Origin of the sequence: Clostridium magnum DSM 2767 (assembly GCF_001623875.1) — a bacterium.
Taxonomy (GTDB): domain Bacteria; phylum Bacillota; class Clostridia; order Clostridiales; family Clostridiaceae; genus Clostridium_AM; species Clostridium_AM magnum.
Genome location: NZ_LWAE01000002.1, coordinates 174248 through 195275, shown reverse-complemented (window position 1 = coordinate 195275; position 21028 = coordinate 174248). Strand labels below are relative to the sequence as shown.

At 33.1% G+C, this 21028-nt stretch carries 21 protein-coding genes; 7 read left to right on the top strand and 14 right to left on the bottom strand.

The window, feature by feature from the left end; genetic code table 11:
* Window positions 1-8 precede the first annotated feature (8 nt).
* On the bottom strand, window positions 9-1940 hold the full coding sequence (locus CLMAG_RS08555; RefSeq protein WP_066621024.1) for an aconitate hydratase: 1932 nt from the start codon (window positions 1938-1940) through the stop codon (window positions 9-11).
* A gap of 407 nt (window positions 1941-2347) precedes the next feature.
* Window positions 2348-3022 (bottom strand): GntR family transcriptional regulator, encoded by a 675-nt coding sequence (locus CLMAG_RS08550; RefSeq protein ID WP_066621023.1) that lies wholly within the window; start codon window positions 3020-3022, stop codon window positions 2348-2350.
* Between the two features lie 349 nt (window positions 3023-3371).
* Between CLMAG_RS08550 and bioB the strand changes: the two genes are divergently transcribed.
* A complete protein-coding gene (gene bioB / locus CLMAG_RS08545) occupies window positions 3372-4328 on the top strand; it encodes a biotin synthase BioB (protein WP_066621022.1) in 957 nt (318 codons plus the stop codon).
* Between the two features lie 124 nt (window positions 4329-4452).
* Here the strand turns inward: bioB and CLMAG_RS08540 are convergent, their stop codons facing one another.
* The 5 genes from CLMAG_RS08540 to CLMAG_RS08525 all read right to left on the bottom strand — a co-directional run bounded on the left by CLMAG_RS08540 (window position 4453) and on the right by CLMAG_RS08525 (window position 8516).
* Window positions 4453-5595, bottom strand: a complete 1143-nt coding sequence (locus tag CLMAG_RS08540) for a toxic anion resistance protein (RefSeq protein WP_066621016.1) — start codon at window positions 5593-5595, stop codon at window positions 4453-4455.
* Between the two features lie 30 nt (window positions 5596-5625).
* Window positions 5626-6825, bottom strand: coding sequence for a 5-bromo-4-chloroindolyl phosphate hydrolysis family protein (locus tag CLMAG_RS08535; RefSeq protein ID WP_066621008.1), 1200 nt, complete (start codon window positions 6823-6825; stop codon window positions 5626-5628).
* Window positions 6826-7274: 449 nt separating this feature from the next.
* Window positions 7275-7694, bottom strand: a complete 420-nt coding sequence (locus CLMAG_RS34675; RefSeq protein WP_341420265.1) for a beta/alpha barrel domain-containing protein — start codon at window positions 7692-7694, stop codon at window positions 7275-7277.
* The gene (locus CLMAG_RS34670) at window positions 7688-8035 is read right to left on the bottom strand and encodes a beta/alpha barrel domain-containing protein (RefSeq protein WP_341420263.1); all 348 of its coding nucleotides are present in this window, start codon (window positions 8033-8035) and stop codon (window positions 7688-7690) included. The genes CLMAG_RS34675 and CLMAG_RS34670 overlap by 7 nt, the downstream gene beginning before the upstream one ends.
* A gap of 91 nt (window positions 8036-8126) precedes the next feature.
* Window positions 8127-8516 carry a substrate-binding domain-containing protein gene (locus tag CLMAG_RS08525; RefSeq protein WP_082831853.1) on the bottom strand — a complete coding sequence of 130 codons (390 nt, stop codon included), beginning with the start codon at window positions 8514-8516 and terminating at the stop codon, window positions 8127-8129.
* Here CLMAG_RS08525 and CLMAG_RS08520 point away from each other — a divergent pair.
* Complete coding sequence (locus CLMAG_RS08520) at window positions 8478-9116, top strand: FGGY-family carbohydrate kinase (RefSeq protein ID WP_242872975.1); 639 nt, start codon at window positions 8478-8480, stop codon at window positions 9114-9116. The two genes, CLMAG_RS08525 and CLMAG_RS08520, sit on opposite strands and share 39 nt — an antisense overlap.
* A 50-nt stretch (window positions 9117-9166) precedes the next feature.
* Window positions 9167-9517 carry a cupin domain-containing protein gene (locus tag CLMAG_RS08515; RefSeq protein ID WP_066621005.1) on the top strand — a complete coding sequence of 117 codons (351 nt, stop codon included), beginning with the start codon at window positions 9167-9169 and terminating at the stop codon, window positions 9515-9517.
* A 161-nt stretch (window positions 9518-9678) separates the two neighbouring features.
* Here CLMAG_RS08515 and CLMAG_RS08510 read toward each other — a convergent pair whose 3' ends face one another.
* Window positions 9679-11253, bottom strand: coding sequence for a DEAD/DEAH box helicase (locus CLMAG_RS08510; RefSeq protein ID WP_066621002.1), 1575 nt, complete (start codon window positions 11251-11253; stop codon window positions 9679-9681).
* 215 nt (window positions 11254-11468) lie between these two features.
* Between CLMAG_RS08510 and CLMAG_RS08505 the strand changes: the two genes are divergently transcribed.
* Entirely contained in the window at window positions 11469-11639 is a 171-nt protein-coding gene (locus tag CLMAG_RS08505) for a zinc-ribbon domain-containing protein (RefSeq protein WP_066620999.1), read from the top strand.
* A 78-nt stretch (window positions 11640-11717) separates the two neighbouring features.
* On the opposite strand, the gene CLMAG_RS08500 is transcribed toward CLMAG_RS08505, so the two are convergent.
* The 3 genes from CLMAG_RS08500 to CLMAG_RS08490 form a co-directional block, all read right to left on the bottom strand.
* The gene (locus CLMAG_RS08500; RefSeq protein WP_066620996.1) at window positions 11718-12218 is read right to left on the bottom strand and encodes a nitroreductase family protein; all 501 of its coding nucleotides are present in this window, start codon (window positions 12216-12218) and stop codon (window positions 11718-11720) included.
* 205 nt (window positions 12219-12423) lie between these two features.
* A complete protein-coding gene (locus CLMAG_RS08495; protein WP_242873023.1) occupies window positions 12424-13035 on the bottom strand; it encodes a response regulator in 612 nt (203 codons plus the stop codon).
* A 41-nt stretch (window positions 13036-13076) separates the two neighbouring features.
* Window positions 13077-14906, bottom strand: a complete 1830-nt coding sequence (locus CLMAG_RS08490) for a HAMP domain-containing sensor histidine kinase (RefSeq protein WP_066620993.1) — start codon at window positions 14904-14906, stop codon at window positions 13077-13079.
* Window positions 14907-15246: 340 nt separating this feature from the next.
* Between CLMAG_RS08490 and CLMAG_RS08485 the strand changes: the two genes are divergently transcribed.
* The 3 genes from CLMAG_RS08485 (at window position 15247) to CLMAG_RS08480 (ending at window position 16429) form a co-directional block, all read left to right on the top strand.
* Window positions 15247-15681: a P-type ATPase actuator domain-containing protein gene (locus tag CLMAG_RS08485; protein WP_066620990.1), complete on the top strand. Its 435-nt coding sequence runs from the start codon at window positions 15247-15249 to the stop codon at window positions 15679-15681.
* A gap of 165 nt (window positions 15682-15846) precedes the next feature.
* Entirely contained in the window at window positions 15847-16044 is a 198-nt protein-coding gene (locus CLMAG_RS34665; RefSeq protein ID WP_341420254.1) for an AAA family ATPase, read from the top strand.
* Entirely contained in the window at window positions 15992-16429 is a 438-nt protein-coding gene (locus tag CLMAG_RS08480) for a P-loop nucleotide/nucleoside kinase family protein (RefSeq protein WP_341420252.1), read from the top strand. The genes CLMAG_RS34665 and CLMAG_RS08480 overlap by 53 nt, the downstream gene beginning before the upstream one ends.
* Before the next feature lie 62 nt (window positions 16430-16491).
* On the opposite strand, the gene CLMAG_RS08475 is transcribed toward CLMAG_RS08480, so the two are convergent.
* The 3 genes from CLMAG_RS08475 to kdpA form a co-directional block, all read right to left on the bottom strand.
* Window positions 16492-17118 carry a K(+)-transporting ATPase subunit C gene (locus CLMAG_RS08475; protein ID WP_066620987.1) on the bottom strand — a complete coding sequence of 209 codons (627 nt, stop codon included), beginning with the start codon at window positions 17116-17118 and terminating at the stop codon, window positions 16492-16494.
* Window positions 17119-17230: 112 nt separating this feature from the next.
* Window positions 17231-19294 (bottom strand): potassium-transporting ATPase subunit KdpB, encoded by a 2064-nt coding sequence (gene kdpB, locus CLMAG_RS08470; protein ID WP_066620984.1) that lies wholly within the window; start codon window positions 19292-19294, stop codon window positions 17231-17233.
* A 37-nt stretch (window positions 19295-19331) separates the two neighbouring features.
* The gene (gene kdpA, locus CLMAG_RS08465; RefSeq protein WP_066620981.1) at window positions 19332-21014 is read right to left on the bottom strand and encodes a potassium-transporting ATPase subunit KdpA; all 1683 of its coding nucleotides are present in this window, start codon (window positions 21012-21014) and stop codon (window positions 19332-19334) included.
* Between the last annotated feature and the right edge of the window lie 14 nt (window positions 21015-21028).

The window sequence follows — 21028 nt, the reverse complement described above, 5'->3', positions numbered from 1 at the left end:
AATTAAGCTTATAGTAGCCTCTTAATATAATTCAATTGTCCACCACTTAATATTACTTCTTTTTGTCTATCTGAAAGTATTGCTACTACCTTAAATTCAAATCCTTTTGTTTCATTTACCACAATAAATTCACCACTATTTATTTGTTCTTTAACCCTTTTAATAACCAAAGTATCATCTGGGCATATTTTTTTGTAATCGGCTTTTTCTTTAAAAACTAATGGTAAAATACCGTGATTGATAAGGTTATCATGATGAATTCTAGCAAAAGATTTTGCTAGGATTGACTTTACCCCTAGATACATAAGTGCAAGTGCAGCATGCTCCCTGCTTGATCCGTATCCATAGTTTTCTCCAGCAATAATAATTCCACCATTATTTTCCTTTGATCTTTCAGAGAACGTAGGATCTAATACATTAAATATATATTGTGATATTGCAGGAATATTTGAGCTAAGAGAAAGAATTTTAGCACCTAATGGCATAATTTCGTCAGTTGTAATATTATCTCCTATCTTAATAAGCACCTCAATGTTTATTTCTTCATCTAACCCTTCTCTTACTGGCAAAGTTCTTATATTAGGTCCTCTTTTTATTACAACATCTTCTGTATTTTCTCTAGGTGCAATTATCATTCTATCATCAATAATATAATCAGTTGATTCCTTTATTGATTCTAAGACTTCTAAATCTGCTATCTCTCTAGGATCAGTTATTAATCCAGTTATAGCACTAGCAGCTGCAACTTCTGGACTTGAAAGATAAACCTGTGCATTAACAGTGCCGCTTATTCCTATGAAGTTTCTGTTAGAAGTTCTCAAAGAAATTCCACCTGTTGGTGGTGATTGTCCTATACCAACACAAGGTCCACATGCACTCTCTAAAACTCTAGCTCCAGCACTAATTAACTTTTGAAGAATTCCATCTCTAGCTATCATTTCAAATACTTGTTTTGATCCAGCTGCTACTGATAGACTTACATCAGGATGCACACACTTTCCGTCTAGAATAGCCGCTGCTTTAGCTAAATCTCCATAGGATGAGTTTGTACAACTGCCAATGAATACTTGGTCTATTTTAGTATCTTCAAGTTCTCTTATTTTAACTACCTTATCAGGCATCCTTGGCTTCGCAACCATTGGCTCCAGTTCCCCAAGTTTTACTTCCACCACTTCATCATATTCAGCATCTTCATCAGCTGAAAGCTCTATCCAGTCCTCTTCTCTTCCTTGAGCTTTCAGGAATTCATAAGAAATCTTATCACTTGGAAATATAGCTGTAATTGCCCCTAGTTCTGCTCCCATGCTACTAATTGTTTGTCTTTCAGTTACGCTTAAAGTTTCCACTCCTGGGCCAGTATATTCTATTACTTTTCCTACGCCACCTTTTATAGTCATTCTTCTTAAAAGTTCCAGAACTACATCCTTAGCCGAAACCCCTGTTCTTAGTTTGCCAGTTAATTTTACATTAACTACTTTCGGCATTACTAAAGGGAATGGTTCTCCAGCCATAGCCATTGCAACACTCATTCCTCCAGCTCCTATAGCTATCATACCTAATGCTCCTGACGTAGTCGTGTGGCTATCTGAACCTAAAAGAGTCTTTCCTGGCACAGCAAATCTCTGAGTGTGAACTTTATGACATATTCCATTTCCTGGTTTAGAGTAATAAACTCCGAACTTTTCAGCACTAGTCTTTAAAAATATATGGTCATCAGCATTTTCAAATCCTACTTGCAGTGTATTATGATCTACATAGCTTACTGAGACTTCAGTTCTTACCCTTGGTAATTCTAATGCTTCAAAAGCCACGTATGCCATTATACCGGCAGCGTCCTGTGTTAAAGTTTGATCTATTTTAATCCTTATCTCTTCACCAGCAACCATTCTTCCTTCTACTAGATGTGATTCAAAAATCTTTCTAGTTAGATTCTTACCCACTATCCTTTACCTTCCTTTCCTAATTAATAGACTACTTCAGTAAATAATGTATACCTGTATACAATTAGCAGGATAACTTTAGACTCTCCTATATATCAACACTTCACGTAAGTATCAAATCTTATTTGTATTCTAAAAAATTATTTTTTGCAACCGATTGTATACACGTATACGTGTATACAATCGACTTTATGAAACAATTATAATATACTATTATTTTTTTTGCAATCGTTTTGAAGAATTTTTTGTCGATTTTATTTATTTTTTAGCGAATTTTTTTATAAAACCCTTCATTTGCATACAACTGGTTAGGATAATATAAGTTAAATTGTAGATTTAAGCATACTTTAATAGCAATGTATACAGGTATCCCTTCAAAACTAGGGAAACACCTGTATTAAATAGCCTTAAAGGAACTTAGTTTCTTTAAATAAGAAATCTCTTCCATTAATTACGTGTTCTCTACCTATTTTTTCAGCTAACATTTCATCCTTTTCTTCAAAGGCCTTTATTAATTTTTTATGTTCCTCCATAGCTCCACTTCTTCTCTTATCCATAACTAAAGTCCTAGTACGCAAATCTGCTAGATATTCATTAATTTGTTTCATTTGATCTATAAGTCTTTTATTTCCGCTAACATGTTGTATAATATTATGAAACTCACCATGTAACTTCCAGTATTCTGTACTATCTCTACTATCAATTAGCTGTCCCATCTTGGAAATTTTGTGTTTTAATTCTTCTATTTGCTCTTTCGAAATATTAGCACATGCTAATCTGGCACTTAGCCCTTCAAGCATTTCCCTAATTTCATAGATTTCAAGAATGTCTTTCTTCGATATTCCCTTAACAATGGTTCCTTTTCTTGGTACATTCTCAGCTAATCCTTCAATCTCAAGTTGCCTAAAGGCTTCTCTAACAGGAGTTCTACTAACGCCCATGTTTTCTGCTATGTAAGTCTCAACTAGCCTATCTCCCGGCTCAAGAGTACCTTCAATAATGGCACGTCGGAGCCTTTCTAAAACTATTTCTCTTATTGGTCTTAAATCTGTAGTTTCAATTTTCTCAAACAATTGATTCATATAATCAGCTTCCTTAATATTCTATATAGTTAACAAACTGTCAGTATTGTACGTCTTCATTATAATGTATGTATTATTAAATTACAATCGTTCAAATAGTTTATACTTTGATAAAGTATAAATCCCAAGAGCTGGCCATCAGTTTCCTCAATCTTTTAATTATACTAAAGCGCCATCGTCAACCACCATATTAAGAAATTAGTTGACAATTATTTTCTATTCATATATACTTCAATATGTGAAAATCGTTGTTTTTATGAAAGTGTAATCGATATGGGACATTCATTTAGTTTTAGTTAATCTTAGTATGTTTTATTTATATTTAAGTATTTATATGGAGGAAGTTAATATGAAAGATTTAGCAAAAGAGATTATTGCAGGTAGACGTTTAAAAAGAGGAGAAGATTTCAGTTTCTTTTTAAACGCAGATGTGGATGAACTGCTTGAAGGCGCCAATATGATTCGTGAAGCACTATGTGGCAACAAGGTTGATCTTTGTACCATTATCAATGGTCGCAGCGGCCGTTGTAGTGAAAACTGTAAATTCTGTGCCCAGTCTGCTCATCATCACACTGGAATTAAAGAGTATGAATTTTTACACTCAGATGTAATTCTAGAAGACTGCAAAAGAAATGAAGCTAATGGTGTACACCGCTATTCTATTGTTACCGCTGGCAGATCCTTAACAGGCAAGGATTTTGATAAAGCAATTGAGTCATACAAAAAAATGTATGAGGAATGCACTATTGACCTTTGTGCCTCCCATGGCCTTTTAACTGAAGAGGAATTTATTCGTTTGAAAGAAGTTGGCGTTTCAATGTATCATGCAAACATAGAAACCTCTAAACGTAACTTTCCTAACGTTTGTACAACTCATACATATGAGGATAAAATTAACGGAATTCAGTTGGCAAAAAAAGTGGGTCTTAAAGTTTGCTCTGGCGGTATCATAGGTATGGGAGAAACTTGGGATGACCGTATTGATATGGCTGTAAGCTTATCAGAATTACAAATAGAGTCCATTCCTATCAATGCACTTATGCCTATTAAAGGGACCTGCTATGAAGATTTGGAGCCTCTTTCTGAGAATGATATTTTAAGAACAATTGCTATTTTTCGTTATATTAATCCTACTGCATATATTCGTATGGCAGCAGGCAGAAGCTACTTTAAAGATGGCGGCACAAAGATGTTTCTATCTGGTGCTAATGCTACAATCACTGGGGACATGTTAACCACTGTAGGTAATAACACTGCACAGGATAAAGAAATGTTAACTAATTTAGGGTTTGATATCTTAAAGTAACATCTAGCAGCTGCAGTTATCTCTATTCTTCGATCTTTATGAAGTTATATAGAATCAAAAGCTGAAGAATATCCAACGTTTATTCTTCAGCTTTTGATTTAATCTATTGTAAATAGTAATGTTGTTATCTAAGCTTTAAAAGTCTATTCTTTAATTGCTCTTCAATATTTTGCAATTCTGTTTCAGCCTCTTTACGCTTCTGACGTCCTTCTGTTTGTATGCGAAGCACTTCATCAAGAGTTGATATTAATGATTCGTTTGTCTGTCGAAGAGTCTCAATATCCACAATTCCACGTTCAGACTCTTTAGCTGTTTCTATAGTTGACATTTTAAGTGTTTCTGCATTCTTACGTAGAAGTTCATTTGTCATATTTGTTACTTCACTCTGAACTTTAGCTGCATTGCTAGAATGGGCAACTCCAAGAGCCAGTACAATTTGACTCTTCCAAAGGGGAATCGTATTTACAATAGTAGACTGTATTTTTTCAGCCATTAAAGAATCATTATTTTGAACTAAACGAATTTGTGGAGCCATTTGGAGAGAGATCATTCTAGTTAACTCCAAATCATGAATCTTTTTCTCAAAGCGATTGCAAAGAGCCATAAAATCATTTGTTGCCTGTGCATCCTCTGGAAGTCCGCTGGCTTTTGCTCTTTCTACTAGAATAGGAAGCTCCTCCTTTTCTAATTTTGCAAGCTTCTTCTTTCCAGCCAAAATGTACATACAAAGTTCTTTAAAATACACCTTATTTATTTCATACATTTTATCAAGCATAGCAATATCCTTTAGAAGTTGTATCTGATGCTTTTCAAGGGTGCTGCAAATTCTATTTATATTTCCTTCAACTTTATCATACTTTGCTCTCATGTGATCAATTTTTTGTGTAGTCTTCTTGAAAAGACCCAAAAATCCCTTTTTTTCCTCAGGAGCATCGAAATTTTTTAGTTCAACTACTACACCAGAGAGCATTTCACCTATTTCCCCTAGTTCCTTAGTCTTTACATTATTTAAAGCACTTTCTGAAAAATCTGCAATTTTCTTTTGTGCACCTACTCCATATTGTAGAATTGAATTTGAGTTACTTATATCTATTTTATTTACAAACTCATCTACCATCTTCTTTTCTTCTTCTGTCAAATAGCTGTCATCAAGAACTTCTGCTTGTTTAACTTCTTCCTTTACTTTGATAGTAGGAACCTCCTCTTGAAAAGGTTCAAAGGATAAGCTTGGCACAACATCAATATTTTCTTTAAATTCATTATTCACTTTCAATTTACCCCCTGTATTCTTTTGCTATTACTTTTTAAAATCATTTTTAGTCAATCCTTCTTGCGTGAACAGTGTTTCAAGAACGGAAATATCTGTGGATATATCCAAAGCTACTTCTCCAAATAAGTCATCTAACAACTTCTCAAAAGCACTATTTATGGTATCTATAGTCTTTTCAATCTGATTTTTTGCGCTAGTTATGTTATCACCTTGAACAGGTTGATCATTTAGCTCTTTATATGCATTAACTAACTTTAGAGTCATTGGAAGATAATGATTGATAAATTTACTAACCTCATTCAGCTTTTTAGGGTTATTCTCTACATACTTAAATATTTGGCTTACAATACTTTCAAGTCTAGATAACTTTTTTGAAATTTCTTCTCTATGGATAGCATCATTTACGTCTTGTATCTGATCAATATAGTTCTTTCCTATTTCAAGCACATATCTTAATTCTTTTTTTTCAGGATCATTTATTTCGTTATTTAATTCCTCTTGCCTTTTTAATTCAGCTTCCTTACGGTTCTTAAGGGCCTCTTGGGAGCTCAAATAATTCTCATAAACTTCATCATTCAACATAAAGTAGGTCTTTTTATCATCAATATGTCCCTGTGGAAACATTTCTAAATCAATCATTTTACTTAAATCTTTCACAACAAATTTGTTCTTCTTCCTAATAGAAGCAGCTAATTCTTCTATGGAGCAGTATTTATTAGTATCAAGAGTATTTACATATTGTTTAAAACGCTTTACTCTTTTTCTTAAAAACATACCTCTGAAAGCCAGGGCTATACTCCCTACCAAAGAAGACAACATAAGTCCTAAAATAACAAAACTAGTTACTGAAAATATACTGAAAAAAGAAGTAAATATTGAGTATGCAATAGACAAAATCCCTAATGCTCCTGCCCCTACAAATCCAAGTATCATATAAAGTATTCCAGATATACTTCCAACTGGTCTTTTAGCAATATACATCTGTAATTCATTTTTGTCTTTTTTGGCTGTATTTATAACATTTCTATAGGAATTATACGACTTATTTTTTATTTTTTCATTAAAATGCTGTGACTTATCCTTTAACTTTGTTTTCACTTCATTTAAAGTGCTTTCAGTTTTATCATTGATATCCTCTTTTAATCTAGCAAAATCTATAGCATTGAATGCGTTTTTCAATGCATCTCTAATTTGATCCTCTAAATCAAAAAAATCTTTTTTTCTCATACCTATGCCTCCAAATTATTTTCTTGTGATTTACTATAGTCTCATATAATTGTCATAATATTGTGGCTCTATTATATATCATTCTTGTACAAATTACAATTTGCAACAATTCTATAACTTTCTAAATTTTTGAACTATGTATTAGCAAGCTTGAGAAATTTAAATAATATAATAAAAAGCGTACTCATATACAACATAAATACGCTTCATCTAACTCTAAATGAAAAGCTTCCGAAGAAGACTCCTCGGAAGCTATATAGATTTATTTAATTTTACTTATGAAAAACCTCTCAAATTCCCCCAAAGGAAATCCTGCTGCTGAATACTTTCTACTTATGAATAGCATTCTGATAGAACTCATAAGCTTCTTTATCAGTTGCCTTTTCGTGAACAATCTTACGTATAGCTTCTGCCATTGCTATTGGATTAGTACTTTGGAAAAGGTTACGTCACATATCTAATCCGTGAGCACCTTCACTCATTGCACGATATGCCATTGTAAGGGCCTCATTTTCTGGAAGCTTCTTTCCTCCTGCTACAACAATTGGAACGTGACATGCTGCTGCAACCTCCTCGAAGTTTTCGCAGTAATAAGTTTTAACAATATTAACACCAATTTCTGCTAAGATACGAGTAGCAAGCTTAAAGTAACGATCTGTACGTTCCATGTTCTTTCCTACTGCCACAACACCCATAGTAGGAATACTGTAACGGATACCTTCATTTATAACTCTTGATAAATTATCGATACTTTGAAGCTGGCCATCTGCACCAATAAATCCTTGAACAGCCATACAATCTGCATTGCAGCGAATTGCATCCTCAATATCCACAGCAACTACCTCATGGGATAAATCATCATTTAACATAGATGATCCAGAAGAAACACGTAGTGCAATTGCCTTTTGCCCAACTGGTGGTACACAAGTACGAAGTGCCCCCTTGTACACATCAAAACATCAACATGATCTACAAGGGTAGGAACCAATAAATCAAGTCTTTCTAGACCTGCTACAGATCCCATAAAGTAACCATAGTCAAATGCGAACATCACAGTATTGCCGCTCTTTTTATCAAAAATATTGGCAAGATGTTTCTTCATTCCCCAATCTAAGCTATTTGCACCCTTGACATAAAAACCTTCACGATTTGCAAATTCAGTGTCTATATGATAATCCTTTGCAACCTTTAAACCATCTATATCTGCCATAATTAAAATCCTCCTTGTGAAATCCATCATTAGCCTTTTGAGTAATTTCTTAATGTATAATTAATATACAATTTAAAAATAAATTATAAAATTAGAAGTCATAATTATTCATATTATCCTTAGTGAATACAGTTCTTTCAGGTAATAATACAACTCCTGAAGAAGTATCAGAAGCATCTGCTTTAGGATCAAGTACAGTGTTAGGCATTACTACTACAGTACCGATATCTGGAATATTAATCTTATCCCCAACTTTTACTTTGTTACCGGAAGCAATGTAGTATGCCATGTAACAACCCATAGCTCCTTGGATTCCGCAGTCCCATAATCCCCAACGAGTTAAGATACCATCTTTACAGTATTGTTTCATAGAATTTGGTGAAGCAAAACCAGTTATTGTAATGTCTTTAGCTTTCTTACCTTTGTTTTGAGCAGCCTGACATTGTCCAGGAAGTGCAGTAGAGTCATTGCAGAAAAACAGGAAGGTGAAAAACTAGGTAAAGATCCGTATTATCTAATGGATCAAAAGGCTGCTCTAATTCCAGCAGGAAGCTATGGTATGTTGTGTGCATTCTCCGATATAATGAATTTTATTTCCTGGAAACATGCTGCTCCTACTTTTACAAATTTTGAACTTGATCCTGAAAAATTCAACCGTTATACCTTCTATCGTTCGATCCTAGAGAATACTGCTATGGTTACCAAGGGACATCTTGAACTAGTTAAAGAAGCCACCGGTAATATGCCAGAGAGCATCGTATTTGCAGGAGGTGCTTCCAAGAGCCCAATATGGTGCCAGATTCTATCTGATGTTCTTGGTCTACCTGTTCGTGTTCCCGTTGTAAAAGAAGCAACTGGCCTTGGTGCTGCTATCCTAGCTGGCTACGGTGTAGGAATCTATGAAGATATCTCAGCAGCGGCCAATAAACTAGTAAAATGGGACAAAACTTACAATCCAAGTATGGAGAATCACGTCCTGTATGAAAACCTTTATAAAACATGGCGTAAGGTCTATGCCTCACAATTGGAGCTTTGCAACCAAAAGCTTACAAATAATATGTGGATTGCACCAGGCCTATAAGATTTATAATAATAAAATAAATTATAAGAAAATATGAAGGAGTTTTGAGTATGTATATTATTGATGAAAAAGATAAAGAATATCGTTTTGGTGACAGTGGGCCCAAATATCTAATGAAAGGTCCCCGCATGAATTTTGCTTTGGTTCAGTTTCAACCAGGTCAAGATTTTAAAGCTCATTATCACAACGTAATGGAGGAAAACTTTTATATCATAGAAGGTGAAATCGATATCATTGTAGACGGAAAAGTAAACCATCTAACAAAGGGTCAATTCATCCACATAGAACCCGGTGAGATTCACTACTGCGTAAACAATTCCAACGCTGCAATAAAGATGGTTTCTACACTAGCCCCTTTCCAAGAAGTAGATAAAGTAGATGTTGAAAATTACAAATATTAATCCATTTTAACATATGATTTGGAGCTGCCTAAAAATCAACACTAAACTAAAGATATGGATTTAAAGAAACTGCTTCAAAAGTATTTATAACATTTTGAAGCAGTTTTAATTTAAGTTGTTTTAAAAATTTTGATGGATAGTTATCAAAACTCTTGAATAGATTATCCTCTTGATTTTGTTGAAATTTCAATATTCACCTTTCTTCCAGCGAATCTCTTTCCACTGCAATGCTTTATTATAGCTTCTGCTGCAGCTTCTGTTACATTTACGAAAGAAAACTTTTCAAGAATATCAATATCTCCAACATCTTCTTTGTTTATTCTTGCATTTTCATTAAAGAACTCCAGTAGCATCTTTGGATTAATTTTATCCATACGTCCTACAGTTAGAAACAATCTCTTATTCTCTGTCGCTGAACCTATTGCGTTTTCAGTGTAGTCATAGCTTACCTCTTTGCTGTACAGCATATCCATTAAAGCCGCTGCTACTTCCACAAGATTAAACTCCTCATCAAGCTCTGTTGCTAGTGAAATAAATCTCTTATAGCTATCCTCCTGTAGAGTTTCTTTTATTCTAGATACTATATTTTTATACTTCGAAGTAAATATTTCATCTACTGTAGGAATCTCTCTTCTTTTTATCTTGCTCTTTGTAGCCTTTTCAATATGCTTAAGAGACGTATATTCCCTTGCAGTAACCAGTGTATATGCAACACCTTCCTTATTTGCTCTACCAGTTCTACCTATTCTATGAACATAGGATTCTACATCCTGAGGCAAATCGTAATTTATTACGTGAGTTACATTCTCAACATCTATGCCTCTTGCAGCAACATCAGTAGCTATCAGGAACTCCACACTTCCCTCTTTAAACCTTTTCAAGGTATTTATCCTCTGGTTTTGGTTCATATCACCATGCATTCCTTCAGCACCATAGCCTCTACTCTTTAAACCTTCCACCAGTTCGTCTACGCCTCTCTTAGTCTTGCAAAATATAATAGCGGAAGAAGGCTCATCTACATCCAATATTCTGCATAGTGATTCAAACCTCTCTCTACTCTTAACTTCATAATAGTATTGACCCACTGCAGCTACTGTCATCGTACTTTTTAAAATAGCTATATGTTTAGCTTCAGGCTTCATATATCTTTTAGCAAGCTTTTTGATTTCTGCAGGCATTGTAGCTGAAAACAACATTGTCTGCCTGTCTTCACTGGAATTTTTTATTATTTCTTCTATATCATCAATAAAGCCCATATTAAGCATTTCATCAGCTTCATCCAGCACTAGGAATTGAATGGAGCTTAAATCTAAGGCTTTCCTTCTAATTAAATCCAATACTCTTCCAGGAGTTCCTACTACTACATCTATACCTCTACGTAAAGCAGAAATCTGCCTTTCAATAGGTTGGCCGCCGTATACAGGAATTAGCTTAACTTTAGTAAATTTAGCTATACGATTCAGTTCGTCATTTACCTGGATAGCAAGCTCTCTTGTAGGAGTTAGTATGATACTGCCTATCTTTCCCTGTGACCTGCCAACTCTACTCAAAACTGGAGCTCCAAATGCCAATGTCTTTCCCGTTCCAGTTTGAGCCTGACCGATTACATCATGCCCTTCTAAGAGAACCGGTATTACCTCAGCTTGAATCTTGGAGGGTTCTTCAAATCCCATTACATCTATAGCTTTAAGAATGCTCTCATCTAGACCTAATTCGTTAAATCCTTTACCTTCCATATCAATCCCTTCTTTCTGTTTTTTTTAGTATTTGCAATTTCAAAAAATAAATAAGTTGTATATTTTTTTAATATGTGTTATGATAGCTAAGCAGCAGATGTAATAATATATTTGTTGTTAAGGTTTAATATGATAAACAAACATATCCTCTTTTTAGAATATAGTTGTTAATCTATTTTTGGATCTTAATCTTTTGAAAAAGGAGGAATGTTGAAATGGCAGATAAAACATTAGTTTGTAAAGACTGTGAAAAAGAATTCGTATTTACTGAGGGCGAGCAAGCTTTCTATAAAGAAAAAGGCTTTGAAAACGAGCCTACAAGATGTGCTGATTGCAGAAGAGCAAGAAAGCAACAAAACAACAATAATAGAGGCTTTAGAAGATAGTAACTTGTTTACTGTTACCCTGCAGGTGTATTCCTGCAGGGTTTTTAAATTACCCTAAAATACAGTAAGGTTGTAATATTACCATCTGTCGTAATGTATTCTTTCCTTATTAAATCTATCCTGTGGTTTTCTTTCCTCATCTGGGTATCCAATAGGAATTATTGATAACGGGATTACACTCTCTGGTAGATTCAGAATTTCTTTTAATGGAGCAATTCTATCTTCCATTGGGTAAACTCCTAGCCATACAGCTCCTAACCCCTTGTCTTCTGCAGTTATTAATATATTTTCGCAAGCAGCTGAGCAATCCTGGACCCAATATCCTTTAAATATCTCTTTTGCCTCATCTCCGCAAATCACAATAGCAGTATCTGTGTTTAATAACATTTTTGAATAAGGATGAAATTCAGTAATTTTTTTCATAATTTCCTTATCTCTTAAGACTACGAAATCCCAAGGCTGCTGATTCCCGGCAGAAGGTGCCGCCATAGCTGCTCTTAATAATTCTTCAACTATTTCATCACTTACCTTTATGTCCTTGTACTTTCTTATACTCTTTCTATTTAATATTGCATTCATATATATGCCCCCTATTTACCAATATTTTAAAATTATGCTCTTATTGTATAAAACGGCATTGCATATAACAAGTACGCACTATTTTGTATCATAGTATTAAAAAATATACTACTTTAAAAGTATTTATAATATTTTGAAGCAGTTTTTCTTGATAACTGGATCATCTCTGGTGTCATATCTACTCCAAACACATATACGCTTTCCCCTACTGGTATTCTTGCAAGGAATCAAATCGCTCTGCTGTTTCATAAAATTTATTAGCTTGTTTTACATCTCCTCTTTTTTCATGAATCATCCCAATTAAATAATAGACCTCTGAACTGGATGGATCTATAGATAAAGCTTTTTTCAAAATTTCATAGGCTTCTTCGTTGTTTCCATATTTAATTAATTCCGTACTATGCTTTAATGAGTCCTTTAAATCATTAGTATCATCATCAATACTAAAAATTTCATTCAGCACTGATTTAACTTTTTCTGCAGTAAAGGGCTTCTGTAGATATGCTACCGCTCCAAGCTTTGTACATTCTACTGCATTCTTAATTGTAGCGTATGCGGTCATAATTATTACTGGAATATCAATGCCCATCTCTCTCATTTTTTTGAAAACTGTAGTTCCGCTTATTTCAGGCATTTTTATATCTAAAAAAACCAAATCGAATTTCTCCATTTTTAAAAAACCAATTGCTTCTTGGCCACTTTTTGCTGTAGTGACTTTATAATCATTTATTTCAAGACATGTAGTGAGTAAAGCCCTAATATTCTTTGTATCGTCTACTACCAATGCTTTTTTCATAAAAACATTCATTCCTTTCACTGCGCTCAAGGCACAACCTCCACTATAGTTTATTGACAGTCTTATACAGGAAGAGTAAATGTAAATTTGCTGCCTACATCTAATCTGCTCTCACACCAAATTTCACCACCATGAGCTTCTACAATTTCTTTTGCAATAGCCAGACCTATGCCACTACTTCTCATCTCTAAATCTCCACCTTTTACTTGAACAAACTTATCAAATATTATCTTTTGGTACTCATCAGGAATCCCTACCCCTGTATCCTCAACTGAAACATACATTTTATTATCTTTAACCACAGCCTTTATAAAAACTTCATCTCCAGCATTTATATATTTTAATGCATTTGATACTAAATTATTTAAAGTCCATGATATTTTTTCTGAATCAATTGTTATTTTTGGTAGCTTTTCACTTCCTTCATAATATAGATTTACTTCCTTAGACAGAGCTTGCTCATTAAATCTTTTAATACAATTTTCAATTATTCCAATAATGGAGCATTGCTTTATATTAAATACAGCTTTGTCTGATTCAATTTTAGAAAGCTGAAGTAACTCACTTATAAGACTGGAAAGTCTCTCTCCATCCTCTCTCATTGCCTCTACAATTGTTTCCTGCTTTTCATTAAAATCTCCTATTTTTTTATCTGTAATCAAACTTAATCCCATCATTATTGAAGTTAAAGGTGTTTTCAATTCATGGGATATAGTTCCCATAAAATCCGTTTTTATTTTCTCAAGCTGTTTTAGTTTAGTGACATTCTGAAGTAATATAACTATTCCATATATTTTTAAATTCCTATCTTTTATAGCTGTGGAAACAATATTAAAGTAATAATCCTTTTCATTTACTTTTACATGCATTATCTTTTCTGATCTTTTTTCATTACCTTCTTTATAAACACTAGATATATATTCATATAATTCTCCATTTCTTATTCCTTCTAAAAAATGTTTATTTAAAACAGCCTCTTCCTTTATCCCAAAAATATCCTCACAGGCATTATTTAATAAAACAACCTTATAATCTGTATCTAAAACAATCAAAGGATCAGATATACTTTTTACGATAGCTATAGACTTGTTCTTTTCTTCTAATAACTTACCTTTGCTACTATATTCAAATTGCTGAAGCCTCTCTGTCATATTATTAAATTCATGAGCTAAAAGTCCTATTTCATCACTTGTAGCTACAGATATTTCTTTCTGTAACTCTCCTTCTTTAACGGATCTTATACTTTCTGTAAGTATATAGATTGGCTTTAAAAATTTATTTATAAAAAATGTGGATAAAAAGTACCCTCCTATTACTGCAACTAAAGATAATCCTAAAACTAAATACATTATTACTATAGTATCATTAGTTACTTTATCTTTGCTGCTAAACATTGCTTTTTCATTTAAAGCCGATAAATCCTTTAACTCATTTTTCAAATTATTATATAAGGTAATAATCTGATTATTATAAAAATCTAAAGCTTTATCTGTTCCCTGCTTATTCCTTATTTCCTGTAGATTTGAGAATAACATAATATATTTAGCATAATCTTTATTGATCTTGTTAATATGGTCCTTTTCTCCTGATTCTGTTATATTATTAGCCTCAATATTATACCATTTATAAAATATATCGCTATTTTTATGAAATAGGTCAATTCCTGTTTCTTCATTATTATTAAGGTAATTCAATATAGCCATATTCTGTCCATCAATAGCTTCAATCATATTGTTAACTGCATTTATACTCTTGTAATTGTTAACCATTAATCCATCTACTGACCTACTCAATACATGAAAATTAATAACTGAAGTAAACCCCACTATGGCAATCATTAAAACAAGACATATGTATACTACTGAAATTTTACCTTTAAGCGTTTTTACCATATATTCCTCCACTGCTACACTTTACATTTATTCATCAGTATAAGGTTATAATTAGCTATCGTCAATTTATTAAAACTAGCATTAAATTGAGAAAACAGCAAATATGTCTATGAGTTTGCACAATAATTAAATAAGACTATATTTAATAGCTAGGAAAATTAAAATTTAGCTCATTTTCAAGACTTCATCTAAAGAACTATAAGTTATATAATTATTCTAATACTTATAAGTCTATACGTTCTAGTTTGATGTGTACTTATTTTTATCCACTAAATTATAACAATAATATTAGACTTAGTATTAGATATACAATCATTGCTTATTATAGAGGTGAAATAGAATGAATAAAGATGAAAAAAAAGGCTTTATTAGAACTCTATTTGTGTTTTTTACAAAGCATACTTTAGAGCGAAAAAACGCACAAGCAAAGAGCCTTAGCAACACTACAGATAAAAGAATTGTTAAAATTTTAGATAAAAACGGAAATATAAAAATAATAAGTGGCTGTGATATTAAAAAAGGAAATATAATTCTTGTTGAGGCTGGTGATATTATTCCAAGTGACGGCGAAGTAATTGAGGGACTAGCTTTAGTGGACGAGTCCGCAATAACTGGTGAATCTGTTCCTGTTATGAAGGAAGCCGGCGGAGAGTTCAATTTAGTTATAAGTGGGACAAGAATCGCGAGTAACTGGCTTAAAATTAAAGTTACTGAACCTCCTGTAGAATCGTGCTTTGATAAAATAGTTAGTGTTTCAGAGAGTACTGCTATATAAAAATACTTAATATATCAACTTAATAATAAAATAGTGAAGCTAAACTCCTTAATTCACAATAATTTTATGTTATAATATTGAAAAATTTAAACAAACTAATTATAAAATAATTAAGTTATATAACTTTTCTATTACCATAGAAAAAAATGATAAGGGGCATTTAATATGAATAAAAGAAATTTAATTTTGATAACTTCCCCTCCAGCATGTGGTAAAACAACCTTAGCGAAAAAATTAGCTAAAGAATTACATGAAACTGTTTACTTAGATAAGGATACTCTAATACCATTATCTAAAAAAATATTTGAAATTGCTGAAGAGGAGTATAATAGAAGTTCTGAATTTTTCAAAAAAACATGTTAGAGACTTAGAATACAAAGTTATTTTAGATTTAGCTTCTGAGGCACTAGAATTTGATTCAAATGTTATAATAAATGCACCCTTTAGTAGGGAACTTAGGGATATACAATATATTGAAAATTTAAGAAACAGATTAAAAGAATATGATGCAAAGCTAAGAGTTATATGGATTGAGTGTTCAGAAGAGACTGCCCACGAGAGAATGCTTAAGAGAAATTCAGATCGAGATACTTGGAAGCTTCAGCATTGGGAAGAGTATATTAAAACAGAAAATTTTAATGCACCAGATATTGAAGATCTTTTAATTTATAAGAATGATAATGAAGAAGAGGAAAAAAAGAGCTTTAAGGAAGTAATTGAAAAACTTAAAATAAGTATTCAAAAATAAGTTTTAGAAAAGAACCAAAAAACCTCCTTGAATTTGATGGAAATTCAAGGAGGTTTTTATTATTATTTTATTTTTAACGCTGATGATATTTCAAGATTTACTTTTAACACGTTGACTCTAGGTTCACCAAATATTCCCAAAGGCCTTTCTTCAGTATATTTGTTTACTATATTCTGAAGCTCAGCTTCACTTATACCTGTAGCTTTTGAAACAGCAGGTATTTGTATCTTTGCTGACTGAGGGCTTATATTCGGATCAAGTCCTGAACCTGAACTTGTAAGCAAGTCTGTAGGTATATCTTCTTTCTTTACTCCAGGATGGTTTTTTAAGAAGTCTTCCATATCCTTTTGTACTCTATCAGTTAATGCTTTGTTTGATGGTGCAAGATTTTGTGATCCTGAAGCCACTCCACTATATGCAGCTTTACCATTCTTATCAGCTTTAGTATCTGCTTCAGTATAGATATTATAGTTTACTTGTGAAACTCTTCCACGGAAGAATCTTGGGTCGGTAAAGCTTTGGCCAATTAGCTCAGAACCAACCTCATTCCCATTAACAACTATCATACTTCCATTAGCCTTTTTATTGAAAACAAGTTGACTTATTCCTGTCATAGCTAAGGGATATATTATGCCACATAAGACCAACAAAACAATACTTATAAGGATTGATCTCTTTAATGTTTTCATGATTTCAATCTCCTTCAATAAAATCTATTTATATAAGTAATTTAATTAGGAATGCAAGGCTATATTTGGTGTGGACAATTTTTCACCTGCCTCCCTATACAAAATTAAGATATTAGCTTAGATTTAATATTTTTAATAATGGTGTTATAAGTAAGTCTATTACTTTAATGCCGATGAAAGGTACTATCATACCGCCAACACCAAATACAAGCATATTTCTGAGCAGAAGCATTTCCGATTTCATAGGTTTATACTTTACACCTTTCATAGCAATAGGTATTAATGCCGGAATTATTATAGCATTAAATATCAATGCTGAAATTATAGCACTAGAAGGTGTTGATAATCCCATGACATTTAGCATCTGCATTTGAGGTATTGACACAGTGAATATAGCAGGTATTATAGCAAAGTACTTAGCAACATCATTTGCAATACTAAAAGTTGTTAAAGCCCCTCTGGTTATAAGCAGTTGTTTTCCGATTTCAACAACTTCTAATATCTTTGTTGGATCTGAATCTAAGTCAACCATATTTGCTGCTTCCTTAGCTGCTGTAGTGCCACTATTCATAGCAAGACCTACATCTGCCTGTGCAAGAGCTGGAGCATCATTAGTTCCATCTCCTGTCATAGCAACTATTTTCCCTTCACTTTGTTCCTTCTTTATGGCTCCTATTTTATCTTCAGGTTTAGCCTCTGCTATAAATTCATCAACACCGGCTTCTCTAGCAATTGTTTCTGCAGTCAATGGGTTATCTCCTGTGCACATTATTGTTTTTATACCCATTTCTCTTAGCCTTGCAAATCTTTCCACAAGACCAGGTTTTACTGTATCTTTTAAATATATAACTCCATATATTTTGTTATCTATGCATACTACTAGTGGCGTGCCACCTAGTTTTGAAACTTTAGCTAGATTTTCATCTAAATCTTTCGGAATTTCACCACCTGCTTCAATGACAAATTTCTTAATAGAATCCTGTGCTCCTTTTCTAACCTTTCTTCCATCGGCCAAGTCTACTCCACTCACTCTCGTTTGAGCTGTAAATTCTATAAAGTCTAGATTTTCATACTTAGAGGCATCTACTGTAGTACCTTGTTTTTTTCCAAGCTCAACTATGGACTTTCCTTCTGGAGTATCATCTTTAAGTGATGATATTACTGAGTAGTCAACAAGCTCTTCAACTTTAGCACCAAGAACTGGAATAAACTCAGCTGCCAACCTATTACCATAAGTTATGGTACCTGTTTTATCAAGTATCATTGTGTTAACATCACCACAAGCTTCAACTGCTTTACCTGACATAGCTATAACATTAAACCTTGTAACTCTATCCATACCAGCAATACCTATAGCTGATAAAAGACCACCTATGGTTGTAGGTATAAGACAAACAAGCAGTGCAATTAGAGTTGATATAGGAATTCTAACACCTGAATACATAGCCATAGGATAAAGAGCTACCAACACTATTAAAAATATTAGTGTTAAGCTAACAAGTAATGTGTTTAAAGCTATCTCATTAGGTGTCTTTTGTCTGGATGCACCTTCTACTAAAGAAATCATCTTATCAAGAAAGGATTCACCAGGTGTAGCAGTAATTTTAACCTTTAGCCAGTCACTTACAACCTTAGTTCCGCCAGTGACAGAAGCAAAATCTCCGCCAGCCTCCTTCATAACTGGTGCTGATTCACCTGTTATAGCAGATTCATCTACAGATGCAAGACCTGCTATAACTTCACCATCATTAGGAATTAAATCCCCTGTTTCAACAATAACAATGTCACCTTTTTTTAGTTCACTTCCACTTATTACTTTTACATTTCCCTTGTCATCTAAAAGTTTAGTCATAGTATCTTTGCGTGTTTTCTTTAAGCTTTCCGCTTGAGCTTTACCACGGCCTTCTGCCACAGCTTCAGCAAAATTTGCAAATAAAAGAGTCTTAAAAAGAATTATCGTAACAATTAAATTATAGGTTCTTAAGTTATTGCCAGTGTCTCTAAATATAGTTGGAAAAAATGTTAGCACCAATGATATAAAGAAACCTATTTCAACAACAAACATAACTGGATTCTTAATCATATATTTGGGGTTTAACTTTCTAAAAGATTCAGCTACAGCTTCGCCAACAATTTCCCTGGTAATAAACTTATTTTTATTATTATTCTTACTCATACCAGATGCTCCTTCTTAAATATTTGTAAAACTTATCTTAACGTATAAGTGTCAGATGTTCTGCTATTGGTCCTAGGGCAATAGCTGGTAAGAAGGTTAATGCCCCGATTATTAAAACTATAACCACTAAAGTTATTGAAAACATAGCGTTATCAGTTTTAAAGGTACCAGCAGTTTCTGGTATAGCCCTTTTAGAAGCTAAAGATCCTGCTACCGCAATAAGAGTTATCATGGATAAATATCTTCCAAGGAACATTACAATTCCTGTAGTGGTGTTCCAAAACATTGTGTTATCTGCTAAACCTTCAAATCCAGAACCATTATTAGCTGCAGAAGATGTAAATTGATAAACCACCTGAGTTAGCCCGTGGAAGCCAGAGTTAGATATCCCCGCTAAACCTTGAGGAACAATTAATGCTAATGCTGAAAACATAAGTATTAAAAACGGATGCACTATTATAGCTAATGCTATTAACTTAATCTCTCTTCCCTCTAACTTTTTAGATAAAAATTCTGGAGTTCTACCTACCATTAATCCACATAGAAATACTGTTAATATGGCATACATAATCATATTCATAAAGCCAACACCTTTACCACCAAAGGCTACGTTTAACATCATATTCATTAATGGGACTAGTCCACCTAAAGGAGTTAGGGAATCATTCATGCTATTTACAGTTCCTGTAGTAAACGCTGTGGTTACAGTAGTAAATAATGATGATTGAGGTATTCCAAATCTTACTTCTTTACCTTCCATATTTCCCATAAACTGATTAAGCCCAACATTAGCAAGAACTGGATTTCCAGCCTTCTCTGATAAATAGCAAACTGGTAACATAATTAAAAATAATGTTCCCATAGCAGCAAATATTGTCCAGCCTTGCTTTTTATTCTTTGTCATTAAACCAAATGTATATACTATAGAGCCAGGTAATATCATCATTGATAACAATTCAATTAAATTTGTTATAGGCGTAGGATTTTCAAATGGATGAGCTGAATTAGCACCAAAGAAACCTCCACCATTTGTACCTATATGCTTGATCGATTCAAGAGCTGCAACTGGACCTAAGGCTATATCCTGAAGCTTACCTTCTATAGTAGTTACGGTATGGGCACCAGAAAGAGTTTGAGGTACCCCTTGAGCTACTAGTAATAAAGTAACTATTACCGATAGAGGAAGGAGAACTCTAGTTATAACTCTAGTTAAATCTACAAAAAAGTTTCCTAAAGTCTTTTGTTTTCCAATAATTCCTCTCATAAATGCAAGTGCTGCAGAAAAACCAGTAGCCGCAGAAGTAAACATCATAGATATAATAACTAGCATTTGACTTAAATAAGATAAACCTGATTCTCCACTATAATTTTGTAGATTTGTATTTGTCATAAAACTAATAGCTGTATTGAAAGTAAGAGATTGTTCCATTCCTCCAATTTTATTTGGATTTAAAAAATGAAATGACTGTGTTCTCAAAATTATATAAGCTAAAACTGTCATTACACCGTTAACCACAATAATAGAGATTACATACTCCTTCCAAGTCATTTCTTCAGACTTGTCTATTCTGCAAACTTTATAAATAAAGTTATCTATTACATCAAAAAAGACGTCACCAAATGCTTTTTCTCTGGTACTCATCTTATAAAGATATCTACCCATAGGAACTACTAAAAGCATAAATATCACTAAAGGTATTATTATTTGTAATATTTCCATTAAAGTTTCCTCCT

Coding starts and splice junctions, on each gene's coding strand:
- CLMAG_RS08550 (WP_066621023.1), bottom strand. CDS start 3,022: ATGAATCAATTGTTTGAGAAAATTGAAACTACAGATTTAAGACCAATA.
- bioB (WP_066621022.1), top strand. CDS start 3,372: ATGAAAGATTTAGCAAAAGAGATTATTGCAGGTAGACGTTTAAAAAGA.
- CLMAG_RS08535 (WP_066621008.1), bottom strand. CDS start 6,825: ATGAGAAAAAAAGATTTTTTTGATTTAGAGGATCAAATTAGAGATGCA.
- CLMAG_RS34675 (WP_341420265.1), bottom strand. CDS start 7,694: ATGTTAAATGATGATTTATCCCATGAGGTAGTTGCTGTGGATATTGAG.
- CLMAG_RS34670 (WP_341420263.1), bottom strand. CDS start 8,035: ATGGCAGATATAGATGGTTTAAAGGTTGCAAAGGATTATCATATAGAC.
- CLMAG_RS08515 (WP_066621005.1), top strand. CDS start 9,167: ATGTATATTATTGATGAAAAAGATAAAGAATATCGTTTTGGTGACAGT.
- CLMAG_RS08510 (WP_066621002.1), bottom strand. CDS start 11,253: ATGGAAGGTAAAGGATTTAACGAATTAGGTCTAGATGAGAGCATTCTT.
- CLMAG_RS08505 (WP_066620999.1), top strand. CDS start 11,469: ATGGCAGATAAAACATTAGTTTGTAAAGACTGTGAAAAAGAATTCGTA.
- CLMAG_RS08500 (WP_066620996.1), bottom strand. CDS start 12,218: ATGAATGCAATATTAAATAGAAAGAGTATAAGAAAGTACAAGGACATA.
- CLMAG_RS08490 (WP_066620993.1), bottom strand. CDS start 14,906: ATGGTAAAAACGCTTAAAGGTAAAATTTCAGTAGTATACATATGTCTT.
- CLMAG_RS08485 (WP_066620990.1), top strand. CDS start 15,247: ATGAATAAAGATGAAAAAAAAGGCTTTATTAGAACTCTATTTGTGTTT.
- CLMAG_RS34665 (WP_341420254.1), top strand. CDS start 15,847: ATGAATAAAAGAAATTTAATTTTGATAACTTCCCCTCCAGCATGTGGT.
- CLMAG_RS08475 (WP_066620987.1), bottom strand. CDS start 17,118: ATGAAAACATTAAAGAGATCAATCCTTATAAGTATTGTTTTGTTGGTC.
- kdpB (WP_066620984.1), bottom strand. CDS start 19,294: ATGAGTAAGAATAATAATAAAAATAAGTTTATTACCAGGGAAATTGTT.
- kdpA (WP_066620981.1), bottom strand. CDS start 21,014: ATGGAAATATTACAAATAATAATACCTTTAGTGATATTTATGCTTTTA.